The sequence below is a fragment of the Streptomyces rimosus subsp. rimosus genome (assembly GCF_000720725.1).
In the GTDB taxonomy this organism is placed as follows: Bacteria; Actinomycetota; Actinomycetes; order Streptomycetales; family Streptomycetaceae; genus Streptomyces; species Streptomyces rimosus_A.
Genome location: NZ_JOCQ01000007.1, coordinates 35,416 through 55,490, shown reverse-complemented (window position 1 = coordinate 55,490; position 20,075 = coordinate 35,416). Strand labels below are relative to the sequence as shown.

Here is a 20,075-nt window from a genome sequence, read left to right as displayed (position 1 = left end):
GCCGGATCTTGAACGGCGAGCTATGTCCCGGACGCGCTGTGATCCGTGACATGGCCGGCGGTGTCCGTCAGCGGTGGGGCGCCGAGCGGGACGTACGCGTGCAGGGCGAAGCCGCGGCCGCTTCGTGCGGCGCCCGTTTCCAGGCGGCCGTCGGCCAGGGCGAGGCGTTCGCGCAGGCCGCTGAGGCCGTTGCCGTCGTGGCCTCCGCCGCGCGGCGGGCCGGTGCCGTCGTCGACGACGGACAGGCGCAGATAGCGCCGTTCGTCGGCCTCCCACTCCTCGGTGAGCAGCAGCTCGCAGCGGTCGGCGCCGCTGTGCCGTACGACGTTGGTGACGGCCTCGCGCAGCGCCCAGGCCAGCGCGCCCTCCCCGTCCGCCGACAGGCCCCGGTGTTCCTGCTCCAGGGCCGGATCGATGTCCGCCGTGATCGCGGCGGTGCGCAGCGCGGCGCGGGCCCCGGCCAGTTCGACGGCCAGGCGGGGGCGCCGGTAGCCGGTGACGGCCTCGCGGACGTCCACCAGGGCCTGGCGGCTGACCCGTTCGATGTCGGCGACCTGCTGGGCCGCGGCATCCGGGGTGCCGGGGAGCATCCGTCCGGCCAGCTCGCTCTTGAGCGTGATCAGGGAGAGCGAGTGGCCGAGGAGGTCGTGCAGGTCGCGGGCGAGGCGCAGCCGCTCCTCGTTGGCGGCGAGCCGGGCGACCTCCTGGCGGGCGGCGCGCAGCTCCTGCATCGTACGGACCATGTGCTGCACGCCGACCATCGCGAACCCGCTGAGCAGGCAGGGCAGGGCGTACGCGAAGAGGTAAACCTGCACGTGCGGATAGCGCAGGCCGATCAGTACGAGGGTGCCGGTCAGCGCGGGGATGGCCCACCGCGAGACGCGGAAGGGCTGGGTGACGCCCACGGAGACGCACGCGAACGTGAAGAGCACCAGCCAGTTCGGGCCGATCTCCCAGGACAGCAGGACGGCGAGCGCCACGATGAAGAGCACCGCCGCCCGGACCAGGCCGTCCGGCAGCGGCCGGTGCGTCATGTGCCGGAACAGCAGCGCGAAGTAGACGCCGATGAACGTCAGGAGACCGGCCCAGCCCAGCGCCTCGTCCGCCGGGGACAGGCCGCCCTCGGCCAGGTCCCCGATCGGACCCGTCAGGTACAGGAACCAGATGACGATCCAGATGCACTTGGTCAGCATCTGCTTGCGCGTGCGGGGCGCCACCCCGAACATCGCCGGGTTGGTTCCGGTCTCCGGCTCGGTCATGCCGTACGCGTGTCCTTCCGATAGAGCCAGGCCGCGCCCCCGGCGAAGACGATCAGGTAGCCGACGAGGATGGCCACGTCCTTGACGTGCGGGGCGCCGCCGGCCTCGACGGCGGTGCCGAGCGCGGCGTACGCGTGGGTGGGCAGCCACTCGGCGATGTTCTGCACCCACTGCGGCAGGATCGTCAGCGGCATCCACAGCCCGCCGAGGAATGCCAGCACGAAGTACACCATCATCGCAATCGGACGGACCGCGTCGCCGCTGGCCAGGTAGCCGATGGCCACGCCGAGGGCGGCGAAGACGAAGCTGCCGAGCCAGGTGCCGACGGGGATGGCGATCCACTGCCAGGCCTCCAGGCGTACGCCCTTGACCATGGCGCCGACGAGCATGACGAGCACGATGGACGGCAGGCTGACCGTCGCGGCGGAGGCCATCTTGGCGGCGACATAGCCACGTCCGGGCAGCGCGGTCAGCCGCAGCTGCCGTACCCAGCCCTTCTCCCGCTCCTTGGCTATCGCCTCGCTGTTGCCGATGAGCACGGCGGTCATCGCGCCGAACGCGGACATGGCGACCATGTAGTACAGGGCCATGTTCAGCTTCATGCCGGGTATCGGTGAGTTGTCGGCGCCGCCCGCGATGATCAGGTAGAGCACCGGCGGGTAGATCACCGAGAAGAACATGAACTTCTTGTTCCGCAGGGCGCGGACGATCTCCAGCTTGATCAGGGTGGTCATCGTGCCGCCTCCTCGGCGGTCGCTGCGTCGGTGATGGCGATGAACGCCTGCTCCAGGCCGAGTCCGGCCACTTCCAGGTTGCGCGGGTACAGGCCGAGGCCGTAGACGGCGTGCACCGTGGCGTCCGCGTCCTGGGACTGGATGCGTACGGTACGGCCGGAGACCTCCAGGGAGGTCAGGCTCGGCAGGCCGCGCAGCGCCTCGCGGTCGGCCGGGCCGTCCAGGTCGAAGGTGACGCGGCGGGCACCGGCCCGCGCCTTGATCTCGGCGGAGGTGCCGTCGGCCAGCACCCGGCCCCGGTGCAGCACGATCACGCGGTCCGCGATCTCGTCCGCCTCTTCGAGGTAGTGGGTGGCGAACAGCACCGTACGGCCCTGCTGGGCCTGGGCCCGCATGGTGCCCCAGAAGGTCTGCCGGGAGGAGACGTCCATACCGGTGGTCGGCTCGTCCAGCACGATCAGGTCGTTGGCACCGGCCGTGGCGAGCGCGAACCGCACCCGCTGCTCCTGGCCGCCGGAGAGCTTGTCGACCATCCGGTCGGCGATCTCGGTGATCCCGGCGGTGTCCAGGATCCGGTCGACCGGGTAGGCGTGCGGGTGCAGGTCGGCGGCGAGCCGGACCAGCTCGCGGACCTTGACGCCGCCCATCAGGCCGCCGCTCTGCAGCATCGCGCCGACCTTGCCCTGCTCGATGGCGCGCTGCGGCGTCGTGCCGAACAGCGACACGGAGCCGGTGTCGGCGTTGCGCAGGCCCAGGAGCAGGTCGAGGGTGGAGGACTTGCCGGCGCCGTTGGGGCCGAGCAGGGCGACGGTCTCGCCCGGGTACAGCTCCAGGTCGAGGTCGGCCACCGCCTTCACGGAGCCGTAGTTCTTGCTGACTTTCCGGAAACTGACAACGGGCGCCGCCCCCGTGCGGCGCCCGGTGGCAGGTGGTGAGGTGGTGGCTGTGCTCGTCATGTGCACCAGCTTGCCGGTGGAGCGGCGCCGTCCGGCAGTGTCGGGTGTCGTGACTCCGGGATGACAGATGTCATGGGTGGAGTCCCCTAGGGGGCGTGCGGGGTACCCCCGACGATGCCTGCCCCGTGCGGCGCCGTGGGGTCCGGCAGAAGCGCCCGTCGCGAGCGTGTCACCTGTCACCAACGTGCCGGGACAACACACCTAGCCGTTGCGCGCCCCGCAGAACTCGGCCTCCACCACCCCCACGTACGAGGCGGCGTCGCCCAGCCAGTCGCCGTTGATGTTGAACGTCAGCTGGTGATCGCCGTCCGCCGTCCCGACGACCCCGGACACCGAGCCGTTCGCGCGGCCCGTCTTGCCCACCACCGTAACGCCGCACGAGAGGGTGACGGACTCGATGCCGAGCCCGTAGCGCCAGCCGCCGGTCTCCGCGGGCACGGTGGCGAACATCTTCCGGGTCGCCTCCGGGCCCAGGAGCTGACCGCGGGTCAGGGCCCGGAAGAACGTGTTCAGGTCACCGGTGGTGGAGATGATCTCGCCCGCGGCGCCCAGCCACGACATGTTCTGCGCGGTGGCGTCCACGACGGGCGCGTCCGGCTGCTTCTGGTGCAGCCGTGAGTAGGCGGTGGGGTGCGGCAGCGGCATCCGGGGGCGCAGGCCCGGGAAGGAGGTTTCGCGCAGCTTCAAGGGCGTCAGGATGCGCCGCTGCACCTCGTGGGCGTACGAGTGGCCCGTCACCTTTTCGATGACCATCCCGGCCAGGACGTAGTTGGTGTTGCTGTACGAGGCCTGGCCCGATGTGGTGCGCGGCGGCTGCTTCATGGCGAGGGCGACCAGGTCCGCGGGACGGTAGGTGGTGTAGCGGTGGCCGGGGAATCCGCGGCCGGAGGTGCGGTGTGCGAACTCGGGATCGCTGGTGTAGTTGAAGAGGCCGCTGGTGTGGTTCAGCAATTGGCGCAGGCTGATGGCGCGGCCGTCGTTGCCGTTGCCGCGCACCACCCCCGGCAACCACTTCTCCACGGTGTCGTCCAGGCTCAGGGCTTTCTCCTCTTCCAGTTGGAGGAGGACGGTGGCGATGAAGGTCTTCGTGATGCTGGCGGCGCGGAAGTGCTCGGCGCGGGTGCGTTCCCGGTGCGTCCCGGTGTCCGCGTGACCGGCCGAGCCGAACCACCGGCCGCGCCCGTCCCTGGCCTCGGCGGCCACCCCGGGCAGCCCGCCCTGTTCGACCACGGCGCGCAGCGCGTCCTGCGTGGCCCGGTGGCTGTCCGAACGACGGGTCTCCGGACGGTGGCCGTCCGTCCGGTTCCCGGGGGCCGCGGCTGCCGCGGCGGGCCCGGTGGCCAGGACGGCGGTGAGCGCCAGGGTGAGGGCGGTGGTGCGGACGGTACCGCTCAAGCGGCTGTTCTCGGAAGGCATGCCCGGGACGCTATGGCTCGCAGGCCACCCCGCAGTAGCGACGAAAGTAAGGGTGGCGGACCCACCTTCGGAAGGCATCGGACCGGGCCTGCGCAAGGCATCCGGCCCGGCCGATCGCCCGCTGTATGCCGTACGACGTCGAGCCGGCCCCGTACGACGGTACGGGGCCGGCTCGACGTAACGCCTCCGGAGCGGCGGCGGGCGTGCATCAGCCCGTGATCGCACCCTCCACCCTGGCGACGCGCTTCTGCGGCGCGGGCGGCGCGGGCTTCCGCAGCGCCTGCTGCAGGGCCGCGGCGGCGTGCTTCGGGGTCATCTTGACCTTGCCGGCACCACCGTCGATCGACACGTTGTCGAAGGCATGGCCGTACTTGTCCTCCAGCTTGGCCAGGTCGATGACCGGCTGGAGCGAGCCGTCCTCGGCGACGGAGAAGGACAGCAGCTCGCCGATGGAGCGCTGGCTGAACGGCACCTCGACGCCGCCCGCCGACAGGTAGACCCAGCCGGAGACCGCCGGCTCGGCCATCTCCTTCATCGCCCGGTCGACCGCCGCCTTGTCCGCCTTCGGCCGCTGCTCGACGGCGGCCAGCACCACCGGGGTGTTCCTGCCGGTGGTGGCGCGGTCCAGATACGCCTTCTCGATCTTGCTCTTGGACGCCTTGACGTCGACCGCCTTGTAGGGCCGGCCGTAGTGCGGGACGGCCTTGCCGTTCTCGAAGGTGATCCCGCCGTCCTGGGCGGCGCCCGCCGGACCGGCGATCGCCTTGAGCGCGTTGTCCAGCTTCTCGTCGTCGGTGATCATCGCGGGCTCGGCGGTGCGCTTGCCGCCGAACAGCGAGCTGATGACGGACACCGGGTTGTAGTCGCGCCCCGATGCGTCGCGGACCGTGGCCTGGGTGTCGATGTTCAGCCCGGACCTGGCGGGCACGATCGTCTGCTCCTTGCCGTCCACGGTCAGCTTCAGCGGCTCGGTACGGGCCTTCTGAACCGCCGCGTCGAGCTTCTTGACGGCCTCTTCCTTTGTGGCGCCGCCGATGTCCACGCCCAGCGCGGTGGTCCCGTTGGGTACGTCGGCGTGGTCGAGCAGCAGCCCGGCACCGTACGCGACGCCCGCGAGCACGACGACCGCGACGCCCAACAGGACGATCTTGTTGCGGCCCTTCTTCTTCTTCGGGTTTATCGGTTCGGGGATCTTCGGGCGCGGCGGGGCCGGGGCGTCCTGGCCCGCGCCCGGTCCGGGCGGGAAGGCCGGGCCGGACGCCGGGGCGGCGTCGGCGGGCACCGCCGGGATGCCGCTGACCAGGGTGTCGCTGGAGATCTGGTCGCCGCCGTGGCCTCCGGAACGGCCGGGAGCTGCGGGCGCGCCGCCGGGGAATCCCCCGCCGTCCGTGCCGCCACCCGGTACACCGCCCGCGATGCCGCCGGTGACGCCGAGGCCGCTGCCGGGTCCGGCGGGCGGGGCCGGGGGCTGCGGAGTGAGGATGGCCGTGTCGTCGGCCGCGGCGGGACCGCCGGGCGCACCGGGGCCCTGGAAGCCGGACGGCCGGTCGAAGGACACATCGCCGGCGGCCGGGCCGGTCGTCGGGCCGCTGGGGCCGACGGGTCCGGTAGGCCCGGTGGGCCCCGCGGGCCCGGTGGGGACGCCGCGGCCGTCCGTACGGCCGGAGCCGCCGGGGGCGTCGAACGGGCTCGCCCCGCCCTGCCCCGCGGCCCCGTCGAACGGGTTGGCGGGCGCGTCGAACGGCGACGGCGGGGCCGCGTCGAACGGCGAGTCGCCGCCGTGCGCGGGCGCGTCGGAGAAGAACGGCAGGTCCGGGCGCTGCTGCGTACCGGTGGCCGGGTCCTGCGGCGGGGTCGCGCCCGGCCGGTCCGGCGAGGCCGCCGGAGAGGCGGGCGGCGCGGACGGGGAACCGGCGGAGGCCGCCGAGGGCTTACGGGGCGAGAACCAGTCACTGGTCTTCTCGGCCGGGGCGCTCTTGGCGCCGCCGGAACCGGCCGCCTCGGGCCTGCGGGTGCTTCCCGTACGCTCGGCGCCCGCGGGCCCGCCGTCGGAAGCGCCCGTACCGGAAGCGCCGGACGTCCCCGGCGAACCGGACGAACCGGATCCCGACGATCCGTTCGCGCCGGACTCCTCGCCGACGGGCTTGCGCACGACGACCGGCGGAATGGGGCGGGACCCCGGAATGTTGATCTTGATCCGCGTGGTCAGCGTGGTCTCGGTCTTCGGCTCCTCCGGCTTCGCCACGGCGTCGGCCGCCGCTCCGTCGTCCGCCTCGTGAGGCGTGCCGTACGGCGGTGTCCCCGACGGGTACGCGGCACCGCCGCGCCCCTGGGCACCGGAGGACGAACTGTCAGATTCACGACTCAAAGCAGGTTCTCCCGGTTGGCTCCGCCGCTCGTCAGTAAGGTGCTTGGGCGGCTCGGCGGCGCGCACCACCATACTGTCCGCCGTGGGCGGGTACCCGGGGAGCGGTCCAACGCCCCACCCCCGGACCGCCGTGCGGTTCCGAAAATGATCTACCCGACCGGCGCTTACCCGCCAAGTCGGGCCGCTTGCGCACCGTTGGCCCGCATCTGCGAACCGGTGGCACAGATCACAGCCAGCGCGATGCCGCCGACGAGGAAGACATACGTGCCCGGGCCGGCACCGAAGAGGAAGTCCCCCTCGGGACGGGAGTCGCTGAGCAGGATCACCGTCACCAGCCAGCCCGCACCGGGCGCCAGCACGCCACCCGTCCGGCCGAGCGCCCGCGCGCCCCCGTAGAAGAGGCCGCCGGCCCCCGCCAGCGCCAGCAGCAGCCCGCCGGGGAACCACGCGGCCTGGACGAGTCCGCCCGCGACGGCCACCACCGCGCCGAGGACGAGCAGCAGGACGTACGCGGCCACCCGGCCGGGGCTCAGCGGCGCGGCGAGCCCGGTGCCGGGCGCTCTGCCCGCCGTGCCGCCGTCCGCTGCTTTCCGGCCACCCCCGGCAGCGGCCGCCGTGCCCGTCTTCGGCACCTTGCCGCCCGTCGTGGCCCTGGTCCGCTTCTTCGCGCCGCTCATACCGCCTTCTCCTTCTCGTCCGCGTTGCGCTCCTCGTCCCCCTCGTCGTCCGGTACGCCCGCGAAGAGATCGTCCTCGCGTTCCCCTTCCGCGGCGCCGGACGCACCTCGTACCAGCTGGTAGTGCTCGGTGGCGAACAGTGGCTGCCCCAGGTCGTTGGAGAGCGCGAAGAAGGGGCCCTCGACGGCGATCTGCGTGGCGTGCGCCCGCATCGCCGCCGCCTTGGCGGCCCCGTACCGCTCGCCGCCGGTGATCGAGGCGGTCACCACGGCGTCGTCCACGACCCCCGGCACATCGTCCACCGCGGCGATGCCGGGGAAGGACAGGCCCGCCGCGCGCAGCCGCGCGAAGCCCGCCTCGACCGCCGAGCGCGGGTTGCGGTTCCAGTAGATCTTGGCGATCCGGTGCGGGGCGCCCAGCTCCGGGCGGAAGGCCGGGTCGGCGGCGAGATCGGCGGCGCGCATGGCGACGCGGTGCGCCTTGATGTGGTCGGGGTGGCCGTATCCGCCGTTGTCGTCGTAGGTGACCAGCACCTGCGGCCGTACCTCGCGGGCCACGGAGACCAGGTGGCCGGCGGCCTCGTCCAGGTCGGCCCCCCAGAAGGCGCCCGGCCGCCCGTTCTGCGGCGCGCCCATCATCCCGGAGTCGCGGTAGCGGGCCGCGCCGCCCAGGAAGCGGTGGTCGGTGACCCCGAGCGCCGTCATGGCGGCGGTCAGCTCCTCGGCCCGGTAGGGGCCCAGCGTGTCGTCGCGGTCCGGCGCCAGGTGGGCCAGCTCCGGCGGGATGACCTCGCCCTCTTCGCCCCGGGTGCAGGTCACGAGCGTGACCAGGGCGCCCTCGTCCGCGTACTTGGCCATCGTGGCGCCATTGTTGATGGACTCGTCGTCCGGGTGCGCGTGCACGAGCAGCAGCCGGCGGGCGGGAAGGTCGGTCATGGGAACAGCGTACGAGCCGGGTGGCCGGGACTCAGCATCCGATCCGGCCCGCCCGGCCCGTCCCCCGACTGGAGAACCCGCTCACCATCGGCACCGGGGGTCCCGGCGGGCGGCACGAAGGGGCGGTCGGAACGCGCGCGGACAGTGGCTAGAACTTGATGCCGTTGAGCATGCCCGCGATGTTCGTCGTCATCTGCTTGATGGTCGGGCCGATGGACGAGCTGGCCAGATAGAACCCGAGCAGCATGCACACCAGCGCATGCCCCGTCTTCAGCCCGGACTTCTTGACGAGCAGGAAGACGATGATCGCCAGCAGCACCACCGCCGAAATCGTCAGTGCCACGGCGGCTCACCTCCAAGTACGCACGGTCCGGAAAGCGTTGGGGCGGCGCGGGGCCGACGGCCGACGGCCCCGCGGGCACGGGGAAGTCGCGCTCCACTCCCATACCCACTCCGCGGAAGGGATCATAACTTTCCATGCTCGCGCATATGTCGGTGCACGGGAGCAGAACGGGGGCGCACGCGATCATCGCGAGTGCCGCCGCGCCCGCGCGCGGCCCCGTAGGCTCGTCCGTATGACCGGACAGCTCTCCTTTCCCCGGCAACACGCCCGCACCCAGCGCTTCTCGCTGGGCGCGCCACGCGGCTTCGCGGTCGCGCCGGACGGCTCGCGCGTCGCCTTCCTCCGTTCCCGTACGGGCACCGATCGAGCGAATCTGCTGTGGGTGCTGGATCTTGACGAGGGGCGGGAGTACGCCGCCGCCGACCCCCGCACCCTGCTTGCCGGCGCGGACGAGGAACTGTCCGCCGAGGAGCGGGCGCGCCGCGAACGTACGCGCGAGGGTTCGTCCGGCGTGGTGGGGTACGCCGTCGACGCCGCGGTGGAACTCGCCGCCTTCACCCTCTCGGGCCGCCTGTTCACCGCCGAACTGCGCGCGGGCACGGCACGTGAACTCCCCGTGCCGGGCCCGGTGGTGGACCCCAGGCCGTCGCCCGACGGGCGGCACATCGCGTACGTGTCGCAGGGCCGGCTGCGGGTCGTACCGGCCGACGGATCGGAGCACGAGGAGGACGGCGCGGGCGACCGCTCGCTGGCCGAGCCGGACGGACCGGGCGTCACCTGGGGCCTGGCGGAGTTCATCGCGGCCGAGGAGATGGACCGGCACCGCGGCTTCTGGTGGTCGCCGGACAGCGACCGCCTGCTGGCCGCGCGGGTGGACGACACCCCCGTACGGCGCTGGTGGATCGCCGACCCCGCGCACCCGGACCGGGAACCGGCGCAGGTCGCCTACCCGGCGGCCGGCACCCCCAACGCGTCGGTCGGCCTCGCCCTGCTGGGCCTGGACGGCTCGCGTACGGACGTGACGTGGGATCAGGAGCGCTACCCGTACCTGGCGCGGGTGCACTGGTCCGCGGCCGGTCCGCCCCTCCTGCTCGTCCAGTCCCGCGACCAGCGCGCGCAGCGCTATCTGACCGTCGACACCAAGACCGGCGCCACCAGCACGCTGCACGCCGACGAGGACCCGCGGTGGGTCGAGCTGGCCGCCGGATCGCCGGCCTGGACGCCGGACGGGCGCCTGGTACGCATCGCGGACGAGGGCGGCGCGCGCCGCCTGTTCGTCGGCGACCGGGCGCTGACCGCCGCGCCGCTGCACGTCCGCGCCGTCCTGGACATCGGCGACGACGACGTGCTGTTCACGGCGAGCGCGGAGGACCTGCACGACATCGGCGTCTACCGGGCCTGGTACCGGGGCAGCGGCGACCAGGGCGGCTGGGAGCGGGTCGGGCAGCGCCCGTACCCGTCGGTGTCCTCCGCGGTGCGCGGCGGCTCCGTGACGGTGCTCTCCCACGTCTGCCTGGAGCGGCCGGGGGCGCAGACGGAGGTGGTACGCCTGGAGGCGGACGGCGGCGAGACCTGGCTGGCCGCGGTCGGCTCGTACGCCGAGGTCCCGGTGCTCGCCACCAGCCCGCAGCTCGTCCTCTCGGGCGAGCGGCGCATCCCGTGCGCGGTGGTGCTGCCGACCGGTTACGCGGAGGGCGACGGGCCGCTGCCGGTACTCATGGACCCCTACGGCGGTCCGCACGCGCAGCGGGTGGTGGCCGCGCACAACGCCCACCTGACGTCGCAGTGGTTCGCCGACCAGGGTTTCGCGGTGGTCGTCGCGGACGGGCGCGGCACCCCGGGCCGCTCCCCCGACTGGGAGAAGGCCGTCCACCGGGACCTCGCCGCGGTGGTCCTCCAGGACCAGATCGACGCGCTGCACGGGCTGGCCGGCCGCTTCCCGCTGGACCTGGACCGGGTGGCGATCCGGGGCTGGTCGTTCGGCGGCTACCTGGCGGGGCTGGCGGTGCTGCGCCGCCCCGATGTCTTCCACGCCGCCGTGGTGGGCGCGCCGGTCACCGATCAGCGGCTGTACGACACCCACTACACGGAGCGCTACCTGGGCCACCCGGACGAGGACCCGGCGCGCTACACCGCCAACTCGCTGGTCGGCGACGACGGCCTGGTGGACCCGGCGGAGCAGCACCGGCCGATGATGATCGTGCACGGCCTCGCCGACGACAACGTGGTCGTGGCGCACTCCCTGCGCCTCTCCTCGGCCTTGCTGGCCGCGGGGCGGCCGCACGAGGTACTGCCGCTCTCCGGCGTCACCCACATGACACCGCAGGAACAGGTGGCCGAGAACCTCCTGTTGCTGCAAGTCGACTTCTTGAAGCGGTCGCTGGGCGTGCGGTGAGCCCTGCGGGCTCGTAGTCGAAGACGGAGAAGCGGCCGAGCGGTCTCGCGCGCTGCTCGGCCGCCGGCTTCGCGGCGCCGTGCGTCAGCAGCAGCGCGGCGGCCGGCATTCCTAACGGCCGCGTTCGGCGACCCACAGATCCCGGGCGACCCATCCGGCACACAGCAGGGCCGACAACGCGCACAGCAGTACGGCGAATCCCCCGGCGCCGCGCGCGCGAGTCCTTCTCCGCCCCATGACGTGGCCCGCCCCCTGCCCCCGTACGGACAGGTCTACTCCACTCGCCGCACCGGGACAACAGTGCGGCAGCAGACGGCGGGCGGCGGGCCCGCCGCGCTCCCGGCCGGGGCGGTCACCAGGACGCCCCGGCCGGTTCACGGCACCCGCACGGCCGTACGCTCACGAGCGTGGCGCGTCCGTATATCGGCGTGACGTCAGTCAAGTTGCCTCCGTGTTAAAGCCGTTGGGCACGATATGTCACCCATGCCGTACACCGCGTGCGCCTGTCAAGCACGCCGTGGCGTCGATCTGCACACCCTTCGCTCAAGAAGCGGACACCACCCGGCCAGGCCCCCACCGTCCTCTTGACTGCGACATAAATCACTTGCGAAAGTCCGCTCAACCAGCGGTGCCTATCAGCTCGGCTTCCCGTTCCAAGTGAACTCCGTGCGGGGGAACTTCGCGATGACCAGTCCGTCCCAGACCGCGGTGACGCAAACCGATCCCTCCGGACTCGGCCCCGAGGGCACCGGGAAAATCAAGGGCAGCAAGAACGGGGAACTGGTCGGCCGTTCCCCCGGCCAATTGATGTGGATCAGATTCCGGCGGGACCGGGCCGGAGTGATCAGCGGCTTCGTCGTACTGGCGTTCTTCTTGATCGGCCTGCTGGCCCCGGTGATCTCCAAGCTGTACGGGAAAGATCCGTACACCCGCTACGGGCAGATCACCCCGGGTCTGCTGGTCAACGGATATCCCGCACAGCCGAACGGCGGAATCTCCGGCGAATTCTGGTTCGGTATCGAGCCGGGTCTCGGCCGCGATGTGTTCATGCAATTGATCTACGGCATCCGCACGACGCTCTACCTCTCGGTCGCCATCACCCTCGTATCGGTGCTCACCGCCATCGTCATGGGGGTGGCGGCCGGATACTTCGGCGGCCGGGTCGACTACTTCATCGGGCGGATCATCGACCTGTTGATGGCCTTTCCCAACCAGCTGTTCTTCGTCGCGTTCGTCCCCGTGGTCGGCGCGATCTTCGTGGCCCCCGAGGACGCGATGGCGACCTGGATGCGCTGTCTCATTCTGATCCTGGTGCTGTGGTTCCTGGGCTGGATGAGCCTGGCCCGGCTGCTGCGCGGCACCGTCCTGTCCCTGCGCGAACGGGAGTTCATCGACGCGGCCAAGGTCAGCGGGGCCTCCCCGGCCCGCATCATCCGGCGCGAGCTGCTGCCGAACGTGATGACGCCGATCCTGGTGCAGACCACGTACATGCTCCCCAACTTCGTCACCGCCATCGCCGGCCTGTCCTTCCTGGGCGTCGGCCTGGTCGAGCCCACGCCCGACTGGGGCCGGATGTTCGCCAACGCCACGGACTACTACCGCAACGACATCACGTACTTGTTCTTCCCCGGCGTCGCGATGGTGATCTTCATCGTGGCGTTCAACCTCCTCGGGGATTCCGTCCGGGACGCCTTCGACCCGAAGCGCGCCCGGTGAAACGTGTTCCACGGGGGGTGCTGCCACCCCAGCACCGCACACGTCAGGCAGCGGCTACGGAACTACGACAGGCAGGTGCATCCACCACCATGAAGACAGTCCGTACGCACAGAGCGCGCGCCACGGTCGTGGCGCTGTCCGCGGGGGCACTGGTCCTGACCGCCTGCAGCAGCGGGGCCGGCAAGGGAGCGGGGGACGACGAGGGACGCAAGAAGGCGGAGAGCCAGCGTGCCCAGATCACCTTCGGGGACGCCAAGGCGTCCACCGGACCGGCCGAGGCGGTGCCGGGCGCCACGTCCGGCGGCACGCTCAAGGTCTACCAGCGCGACACCTACGACCACCTGGACCCGGCCCAGATCTACGTCAGCGACGAGGGCACCATGTCCACGCTGCTGTTCCGCCGGCTGACCTCGTACCACCTGGACAACCAGGGCAAGTACACGGTGGTCGGCGACCTGGCGACGGACAGCGGCAAGTCCTCCGACGGCGGCCGGACCTGGACGTACACCCTGAAGAAGGGCGTGAAGTTCGAGAACGGGCAGCCGATCACCTCCAAGGACATCCGGCACACCTTCGAGCGGCAGTTCGCGAGCTTCATCTCCAACGGGCCGACGTATGTGCAGCGCTGGCTGGCCGACGCGGAGGGCAACGAATACCGCAAGCTGCTGCCGGACGGCCCGTACAAGGGCAAGCACCTGCCCGACAGCGTGCTGGAGACACCGGACGAGAACACCATCCGCTTCCACTTCAAGAAGCCGGTCGGCGACCTGCCGTACGCGCTGGCCATGGCGGGCTACGGCATCGTGCCGGAGAAGGGCGACACCAAGGAGCGGTACGACAAGGCGCCGATCGCCTCGGGCCCGTACAAGATCCAGCCGGGGTCGTTCAAGTCCGGCAAGGGCATGCAGCTGGTCCGCAACCCCAACTGGGACCCGAACACGGACATCACCCGCCACCAGTACGTCGACCGGTTCGACATCCAGTTCGGTGTCTCCTACCCCGACTCGACGCAGCGGCTGATGTCCGACAGCACCGACAACCAGGCCGCCATCAGCTTCAACAACCAGGTCGACGCCGCCAACCTCCAGCAGGTGGCCAACAACCCGGACGTCAAGAAGCGCTCCACCTCCGGCTACCAGCCCTACGTCGGCGTCATGAACTTCAACATGAAGCGCCTGAAGGACAAGAAGGTCCGCGAGGCGATCGCCTACGCGCTGCCCATCCAGGCCGTCCTGGACGCGTACGGCGTGCCGGGCGGCGGCGAGCTGGCGGGCAGCTACATCAGCCCGACGCTGACCGGTCACAAGGACATCGACCCGTACGGCAAGCTCAAGAAGCCGATGGGCGACGTGGAGAAGGCCAAGCAGCTGCTCAAGGAGGCCGGCAAGGTCGGCATGAAGCTGACCTTCGCGTACACCAACGCGCCGGAGCCGCAGAAGTATTCGGTCGCGGTCGCCGACAACCTGCGCAAGGCCGGCTTCAACGTGCAGAACAAGGACCTGCCCTCGGACACCTACTACGACATCATCGGCAAGGTCGACAACCAGTTCGACATCTACCCCTCCGCGTGGGGCGCCGACTGGCCCAGCTCGCTGACCGTGATCCCGCCGGTCTACGACGGCCGGCAGATCCAGGACAACGCGCCGAACTACTCGCACTACAACAACCCCGCGGTCAACAAGGAGATCGACCGGATCTCCCAGCTGACCGACCAGACGAAGGCCGCGCACGACTGGTTCGCGCTCGGCGAGAAGATCCTCAAGGAGGACCTGCCGCAGCTGCCGACCTTCTACTACAAGCAGGTCCAGCTGCACGGCTCCAAGGTCGGCGGAGTCGTCAACAACGACATCATCAGCTCCGTCGACCCGACCAAGCTGTACGTGAAGAAGTAGCGGAGCCGGCGCCCAAGGCGCCCGCGCGCCGCCCGCGCCCGGTGTGCCCGTCGTCCCGGACGGGCACACCGGCCCGGCGCACCCTGCCCCCTCCGGCCGCTTACGAGAGCTGCGACTGCCATGCTGCGTTTCCTCTTCCGCCGGTCCCTCGGCGCGATCGTGATCCTGCTGATCATCAGCGCGTTCACGTTCTTCCTCTTCTTCGCCGCCCCCCGGGATCCCGCGCTGCTGGCCTGCGGAAAGAACTGCACGCCCGACGCCATCGCAGTGATCCACAAGAATCTCGGGCTCGACAAGCCGGTACCGGTCCAGTACTGGGAATTCATGTCCGGCATCGTCACCGGACGGGATTTCGCCCAGGGCCCCTGCCCGGCCCCGTGCTTCGGCTATTCCTTCGCCAACGGCGACCCCGTCTGGGACACGATCGTGGACCGTTTCCCGACCACCGTCTCGCTGACCATCGGCGCCGCCGCGGTCTTCCTGACGGTGGGCGTCGGCACCGGAATGATCGCGGCCTGGAAACAGGGCAAGCTGATCGACAAGATCTTCAGCTCGGCCTCGCTGGTGCTCTCCTCGATGCAGATCTATTTCGTCGGGCCGATCGTGCTGGCCGTGCTGGTCTACAACCTCGGCTGGTTCGGACAGCCGAAATACGTACCGTTCTTCGACGACCCCGTGGGGTGGTTCCTGGGGCTGATCATTCCGTGGTGTGTGCTGTCCATCATCTTCACCGCGCAGTACACCCGTATGGCGCGCTCCTCGATGATCGAACAGCTCCAGGAGGACCATGTACGGACCGCGCGGGCCAAGGGAATGGCGTCCCGCAGGGTCTTCTTCCGCTACGCCTGGCGCGGCTCGCTCATTCCCATCGTCACCATTTTCGGCATCGACCTGGGCTCCCTTTTCGGCGGCGCGATGATCACCGAATACACCTTCGCGCTGCCGGGCCTGGGCACCCTCGCCGTGAAGTCGGTGCAGAACACCGATCTGCCGATGACCATGGGCGTGATGCTGTTCGCCGCGACCTTCATCATCCTGTTCAACATCGTGGTGGACGCCTGCTACGCGTTCATCGACCCGCGCGTGCGGCTGTCCTAGGAGAGACCCCGTGTCCACACCCACCCAGCCCGCGGCCGCACCGGGCCCGGCCGCGCCGGCGTCCGACCCGCCCTTCCTGTCCGTACGGGATTTGTACGTACGGTTCGGCACCGAGGACGGCGTGGTCCAGGCGGTCGACGACCTCTCCTTCGACCTGGAGCGCGGCCGCACCCTCGGCATCGTCGGCGAGTCCGGCTCCGGCAAGTCGGTGACCAACCTGGCGATCCTGGGCCTGCACAACCCCAACTACACGAAGATCGCCGGGGAGATCCTGCTGGACGGCGACGAGCTGACCGGGGCCCGCGAGAAGGACCTGGAGAAGCTGCGCGGCAACAAGATGGCGATGATCTTCCAGGACCCGCTGACCTCGCTGTCGCCGTACTACACGGTGGGGCGGCAGATCGCCGAGCCGTACGTCAAGCACACCGGCGCGAGCAAGCGCGAGGGCCGGCAGCGGGCGATCGAGATGCTGGGCAAGGTGGGCATCCCGCAGCCGACGCTGCGGGTGGACGACTACCCGCACCAGTTCTCCGGCGGGATGCGGCAGCGCGCCATGATCGCCATGGCGCTGGTGTGCAACCCGTCCCTCCTGATCGCCGACGAGCCGACCACGGCGCTGGACGTGACCGTACAGGCGCAGATCCTGGACCTGCTCAAGGACCTCCAGCAGGAGTTCGGCTCCGCCATCATCCTGATCACCCACGACCTGGGCGTGGTCGCCAACACCGCCGACGAGCTGCTGGTGATGTACGCCGGGCGGGCCGTGGAGCGCGGCACCGTCAAGGAGATCCTCACCGAGCCGCGGCACCCGTACACCTGGGGGCTGCTGGGCTCGATGCCGCGGCTGTCGTCGAGCGTCGAGGAGCCGCTGACCCCGATCCCCGGCACGCCGCCGAGCCTGCTCGCGCCGCCCTCGGGCTGCCCCTTCCATCCGCGCTGCGCGTTCCCGGCCGAGGTCGGCGGCTCCCGCTGCCAGGACGAGCGCCCCCTGCTGGCCCCCGGGCGCGCCGCGGCCTGCCATCTGAGCCCCGACCAGAAGCACACCCTGTTCACCGAGAAGATCAAGCCCAGGCTGGGCTAGGGGGACGACCATGAGCGCACCCGAAGACGTCATCGTGCCCGCTCCCCGTCCGGCCGCCGCCGAGCCCGGCGAGGTGCTGCTGAGCGCCGAGGGCCTGACCAAACACTTCCCGATCATGGCCGGGTTCCCGTTCAAGCGCCGGATCGGCGCGGTGCAGGCGGTCGACGGCATCGACCTGACCGTGCGCACCGGCGAGACGTTCGGCCTGGTCGGCGAGTCGGGCTGCGGGAAGTCCACCACCGGGCGGCTGCTGACCCGGCTGCTGGAGCCGACCGCGGGGTCGATCACGTACCGGGGCCGGGACATCACCCACGCCGGGCGCAAGGAGCTGGCCCCGGTCCGCTCCGAGATCCAGATGATCTTCCAGGACCCGTACTCGTCGCTGAACCCCCGGCAGACGGTCGGCACCATCATCGGCGGGCCGATGGAGATCAACGGCATCGATCCGCCGGGCGGCCGGGAGCAGCGGGTCCGCGAGCTGCTGGAGACCGTCGGCCTCAATCCGGAGCACTACAACCGCTTCCCGCACGAGTTCTCCGGCGGCCAGCGCCAGCGCATCGGCGTGGCCCGCGCGCTCGCGCTGGAGCCGAAGCTGATCGTCGCGGACGAGCCGGTCTCCGCGCTGGACGTCTCCATCCAGGCCCAAGTGGTCAACCTGCTCCAGGAGTTGCAGCGCGAGCTGAACATCGCGTTCCTGTTCATCGCGCACGACCTGGCGATCGTGCGGCACTTCAGCCAGCGGGTCGCGGTGATGTACCTGGGCAAGATCGTCGAGGTCGGCGACCGGGACTCGATCTACCACCGGCCACGCCATCCGTACACCCACGCGCTGCTCTCCGCCGTCCCGGAGGCCCGGCTGCTGGACGCGCAGGAGGAGCCGGACGACCGCGAGCGCATCCGGCTGGCCGGGGACGTGCCGTCGCCGATCGACCCGCCGTCCGGCTGCCGGTTCCGTACCCGCTGCTGGAAGGCGCGCGACAAGTGCGCCACCGAGGAACCGCCGCTGATGCGGATCACGGGCAATGTGGCGGACCACCTGACGGCGTGCCACTTCCCGGAGGAGCCCACGACGGCGGCGCGGGACGAGGACATCGTGCTGGACCCGGCGCTGGCGGCGATCGAGGACGTGGCGCCGGGGCAGGAGCCGGAGGCGCCCTGAGGGCGGGCACCGGCCGCCCGTCAGTCCTCCGGCACGACCTGCCGCTCCTCCGCGAAGTGGCACGCCGAGGCGTGCCGCGCGGGCCCCGTCACCTGCTCGAACCCTTCCGGTACGGCCAGCGCCGGCACTTCCAGCGCGCAGCGCTCCCGCGCCTTCCAGCAGCGGGTGCGGAAGCGGCAGCCGGACGGCGGGTCGGCGGGTGAGGGCACGTCCCCGGTCAGCAGGATGCGTTCGCGACGGGTGCGTGCCCCGGGGTCCGGTACGGGTACGGCGGACAGCAGGGCCTGGGTGTACGGGTGCGTCGGATGGCCGTAGATCTCGTCCTCCGTACCGGTCTCGGCGAAGCGGCCGAGGTACATCACGGCGACCCGGTCGGAGATGTGCCGCACGACGGACAGGTCGTGCGCGATGAAGACGTACGACAGGTCGAACTCGTCCTGGAGCCGTTCCAGCAGGTTGACGACCTGCGCCTGGACGGACACGTCCAGTGCGGAGACCGGCTCGTCCGCCACGATGATCTCCGGGCGCAGTGCCAGGCCGCGCGCGATGCCGATGCGCTGGCGCTGGCCGCCGGAGAACTGGTGCGGATAGCGGTTGACGTACTCCGGGTTGAGCCCGACCACGTCGCCGATGATGTCGCCGACCGTCATCCGCGGGTTGAGCGAGGTGTACGGGTCCTGGAACACCATCTGGATGTTGCGCCGTACGGCCTTCAGCGCGCGCCCCGACAGCCTGGTGATGTCGTCCCCTCGATACAGGATGCGGCCGCCGGTCGGCTTCTCCAGCCCGACCAGCATCTTGGCGACCGTCGACTTGCCGCACCCGGATTCGCCGACGATGCCCAGCGTCTCGCCCTTGCGCAGCGTGAAGGAGACGGTGTCCACCGCCCTGACCGAGCCGATCTGCCTGCGGACCACGATGCCGCGGGTCAGCGGGTAGAGCTTGGCCAGCTCCCGTACGTCGAGGACGGGCTCCCCCGCGCCCGCCGCCGCCTCAGCGCTCATGGGCGCTCTCCCTGCTCACTGACGGTCTCCTCCCAGAAGTGGCACGCGCTGGCCCGGCCCGGGGCCACGTCGTAGAGCGGCGGCCGGTCCGTACGGCAGATGTCCTGCGCCTTGGGGCAGCGCGGGTGGAAGGGGCAGCCCGGCGGGATCGCGGTCAGGCTGGGCGGCAGGCCCTTGATCGCGTACAGCTCCCGGCCCTTGCGGTCCAGGCGCGGGATGGAGTCGAGCAGGCCGCGGGTGTACGGGTGGGCCGGCGCCCGGTAGAGGTCGTGGACGGGGGCGGTCTCCACGATCCGGCCCGCGTACATGACGGCGATCCGGGCGGCCACGTCCGCGACCACGCCGAGGTCGTGGGTGATCAGCACGAGACCCATGGCGTACTCCCGCTGGAGTTCCGCCAGCAGATCCATGACCTGCGCCTGGACCGTCACGTCCAGGGCCGTGGTGGGCTCGTCCGCGATGATCAGCTCCGGTTCCAGGGCCAGCGCCATCGCGATCATGATGCGCTGGCGCATCCCGCCGCTGAACTGGTGCGGGTAGTCGCCCACCCGGCTGCGGGCGGCCGGGATGCGCACCCGGTCCATCAGCTCGGCGGCCCGGGCGCGGGCCGCCTTGCGCGAGGCGCCGCGGTGCACCTCGAACATCTCCCCGAGCTGCGCGCCCACGCTGAGCACCGGGTTGAGCGCCGACAGCGCGTCCTGGAAGATCATCGCCAGCTTGCTGCCGCGGATCCGGCGCCGCTCCTCGGCGCCCGTCCGCAGCAGGTCCCGGCCGTGGAAGAGGATCTCGCCGCCGGTGACGCGGCCGGGCGGGGTGTCGAGGATGCCCATCACCGCCTGCGCGGTCACCGACTTGCCCGACCCCGACTCGCCCAGCACGGCCAACGTCTCGCCCGCGGCGACCGTGTAGCTGACGCCGTTGACCGCGTGCGCGATTCCGTCCCGCGTACGGAATTCGACCTGCAAGCCGCGCACGTCCAGCAGGTCCCCGCTGCCCGCGGGGGCGGCGGCCTCTGCCGTGCCCTCAACCGTCATCCACCGTC

General features: G+C 71.1%; 16 protein-coding genes. 6 read left to right on the top strand and 10 right to left on the bottom strand.

Annotation, left to right across the window (positions count from 1 at the left end; genetic code table 11):
• Positions 1-20: 20 nt before the first annotated feature.
• From IH45_RS0105425 to IH45_RS0105390, 8 genes are all read right to left on the bottom strand, one after another.
• Entirely contained in the window at positions 21-1,259 is a 1,239-nt protein-coding gene (locus IH45_RS0105425; RefSeq protein ID WP_030662176.1) for a sensor histidine kinase, read from the bottom strand.
• Positions 1,256-1,993, bottom strand: a complete 738-nt coding sequence (locus IH45_RS0105420) for an ABC transporter permease (protein WP_030662173.1) — start codon at positions 1,991-1,993, stop codon at positions 1,256-1,258. Before IH45_RS0105420 ends, IH45_RS0105425 begins: the two co-directional genes overlap by 4 nt.
• The gene (locus IH45_RS0105415) at positions 1,990-2,949 is read right to left on the bottom strand and encodes an ABC transporter ATP-binding protein (RefSeq protein WP_030662170.1); all 960 of its coding nucleotides are present in this window, start codon (positions 2,947-2,949) and stop codon (positions 1,990-1,992) included. The genes IH45_RS0105420 and IH45_RS0105415 overlap by 4 nt, the downstream gene beginning before the upstream one ends.
• Before the next feature lie 201 nt (positions 2,950-3,150).
• Positions 3,151-4,365, bottom strand: a complete 1,215-nt coding sequence (locus tag IH45_RS0105410) for a serine hydrolase domain-containing protein (RefSeq protein WP_030662168.1) — start codon at positions 4,363-4,365, stop codon at positions 3,151-3,153.
• Positions 4,366-4,573: 208 nt separating this feature from the next.
• Complete coding sequence (locus tag IH45_RS0105405) at positions 4,574-6,733, bottom strand: hypothetical protein (protein WP_030662164.1); 2,160 nt, start codon at positions 6,731-6,733, stop codon at positions 4,574-4,576.
• A 164-nt stretch (positions 6,734-6,897) separates the two neighbouring features.
• Positions 6,898-7,410: a DUF6113 family protein gene (locus tag IH45_RS0105400; protein WP_032916855.1), complete on the bottom strand. Its 513-nt coding sequence runs from the start codon at positions 7,408-7,410 to the stop codon at positions 6,898-6,900.
• Complete coding sequence (mshB, locus tag IH45_RS0105395) at positions 7,407-8,345, bottom strand: N-acetyl-1-D-myo-inositol-2-amino-2-deoxy-alpha-D-glucopyranoside deacetylase (protein ID WP_030662158.1); 939 nt, start codon at positions 8,343-8,345, stop codon at positions 7,407-7,409. The genes IH45_RS0105400 and mshB overlap by 4 nt, the downstream gene beginning before the upstream one ends.
• 148 nt (positions 8,346-8,493) lie before the next feature.
• The gene (locus IH45_RS0105390) at positions 8,494-8,688 is read right to left on the bottom strand and encodes a hypothetical protein (RefSeq protein WP_003982289.1); all 195 of its coding nucleotides are present in this window, start codon (positions 8,686-8,688) and stop codon (positions 8,494-8,496) included.
• 232 nt (positions 8,689-8,920) lie between these two features.
• Between IH45_RS0105390 and IH45_RS0105385 the strand changes: the two genes are divergently transcribed.
• From IH45_RS0105385 to IH45_RS0105360, 6 genes are all read left to right on the top strand, one after another.
• Positions 8,921-11,083 (top strand): S9 family peptidase, encoded by a 2,163-nt coding sequence (locus tag IH45_RS0105385; protein WP_030662155.1) that lies wholly within the window; start codon positions 8,921-8,923, stop codon positions 11,081-11,083.
• 684 nt (positions 11,084-11,767) lie between these two features.
• A complete protein-coding gene (locus tag IH45_RS0105380; RefSeq protein WP_030662152.1) occupies positions 11,768-12,799 on the top strand; it encodes an ABC transporter permease in 1,032 nt (343 codons plus the stop codon).
• Between the two features lie 89 nt (positions 12,800-12,888).
• A complete protein-coding gene (locus tag IH45_RS0105375; protein ID WP_030662149.1) occupies positions 12,889-14,691 on the top strand; it encodes an ABC transporter substrate-binding protein in 1,803 nt (600 codons plus the stop codon).
• Between the two features lie 120 nt (positions 14,692-14,811).
• Positions 14,812-15,789: an ABC transporter permease gene (locus tag IH45_RS0105370; protein ID WP_030662146.1), complete on the top strand. Its 978-nt coding sequence runs from the start codon at positions 14,812-14,814 to the stop codon at positions 15,787-15,789.
• Positions 15,790-15,799: 10 nt separating this feature from the next.
• Positions 15,800-16,870, top strand: coding sequence for an ABC transporter ATP-binding protein (locus IH45_RS0105365; RefSeq protein ID WP_030662143.1), 1,071 nt, complete (start codon positions 15,800-15,802; stop codon positions 16,868-16,870).
• A gap of 10 nt (positions 16,871-16,880) precedes the next feature.
• On the top strand, positions 16,881-18,029 hold the full coding sequence (locus tag IH45_RS0105360) for an ABC transporter ATP-binding protein (RefSeq protein WP_030662140.1): 1,149 nt from the start codon (positions 16,881-16,883) through the stop codon (positions 18,027-18,029).
• A 20-nt stretch (positions 18,030-18,049) separates the two neighbouring features.
• On the opposite strand, the gene IH45_RS0105355 is transcribed toward IH45_RS0105360, so the two are convergent.
• Both IH45_RS0105355 and IH45_RS0105350 read right to left on the bottom strand, forming a co-directional pair.
• Complete coding sequence (locus tag IH45_RS0105355; RefSeq protein WP_030662137.1) at positions 18,050-19,033, bottom strand: ABC transporter ATP-binding protein; 984 nt, start codon at positions 19,031-19,033, stop codon at positions 18,050-18,052.
• Positions 19,030-20,067 (bottom strand): ABC transporter ATP-binding protein, encoded by a 1,038-nt coding sequence (locus IH45_RS0105350; RefSeq protein ID WP_050514559.1) that lies wholly within the window; start codon positions 20,065-20,067, stop codon positions 19,030-19,032. The genes IH45_RS0105355 and IH45_RS0105350 overlap by 4 nt, the downstream gene beginning before the upstream one ends.
• Positions 20,068-20,075 lie beyond the last annotated feature (8 nt).

Bases quoted from the DNA above. Each gene is read 5' to 3' on its own strand.
- IH45_RS0105425 (WP_030662176.1), bottom strand. From the start codon at position 1,259: ATGACCGAGCCGGAGACCGGAACCAACCCGGCGATGTTCGGGGTGGCG.
- IH45_RS0105420 (WP_030662173.1), bottom strand. From the start codon at position 1,993: ATGACCACCCTGATCAAGCTGGAGATCGTCCGCGCCCTGCGGAACAAG.
- IH45_RS0105415 (WP_030662170.1), bottom strand. From the start codon at position 2,949: ATGACGAGCACAGCCACCACCTCACCACCTGCCACCGGGCGCCGCACG.
- IH45_RS0105410 (WP_030662168.1), bottom strand. From the start codon at position 4,365: ATGCCTTCCGAGAACAGCCGCTTGAGCGGTACCGTCCGCACCACCGCC.
- IH45_RS0105400 (WP_032916855.1), bottom strand. From the start codon at position 7,410: ATGAGCGGCGCGAAGAAGCGGACCAGGGCCACGACGGGCGGCAAGGTG.
- mshB (WP_030662158.1), bottom strand. From the start codon at position 8,345: ATGACCGACCTTCCCGCCCGCCGGCTGCTGCTCGTGCACGCGCACCCG.
- IH45_RS0105385 (WP_030662155.1), top strand. From the start codon at position 8,921: ATGACCGGACAGCTCTCCTTTCCCCGGCAACACGCCCGCACCCAGCGC.
- IH45_RS0105380 (WP_030662152.1), top strand. From the start codon at position 11,768: ATGACCAGTCCGTCCCAGACCGCGGTGACGCAAACCGATCCCTCCGGA.
- IH45_RS0105375 (WP_030662149.1), top strand. From the start codon at position 12,889: ATGAAGACAGTCCGTACGCACAGAGCGCGCGCCACGGTCGTGGCGCTG.
- IH45_RS0105370 (WP_030662146.1), top strand. From the start codon at position 14,812: ATGCTGCGTTTCCTCTTCCGCCGGTCCCTCGGCGCGATCGTGATCCTG.
- IH45_RS0105360 (WP_030662140.1), top strand. From the start codon at position 16,881: ATGAGCGCACCCGAAGACGTCATCGTGCCCGCTCCCCGTCCGGCCGCC.
- IH45_RS0105355 (WP_030662137.1), bottom strand. From the start codon at position 19,033: ATGAGCGCTGAGGCGGCGGCGGGCGCGGGGGAGCCCGTCCTCGACGTA.
- IH45_RS0105350 (WP_050514559.1), bottom strand. From the start codon at position 20,067: ATGACGGTTGAGGGCACGGCAGAGGCCGCCGCCCCCGCGGGCAGCGGG.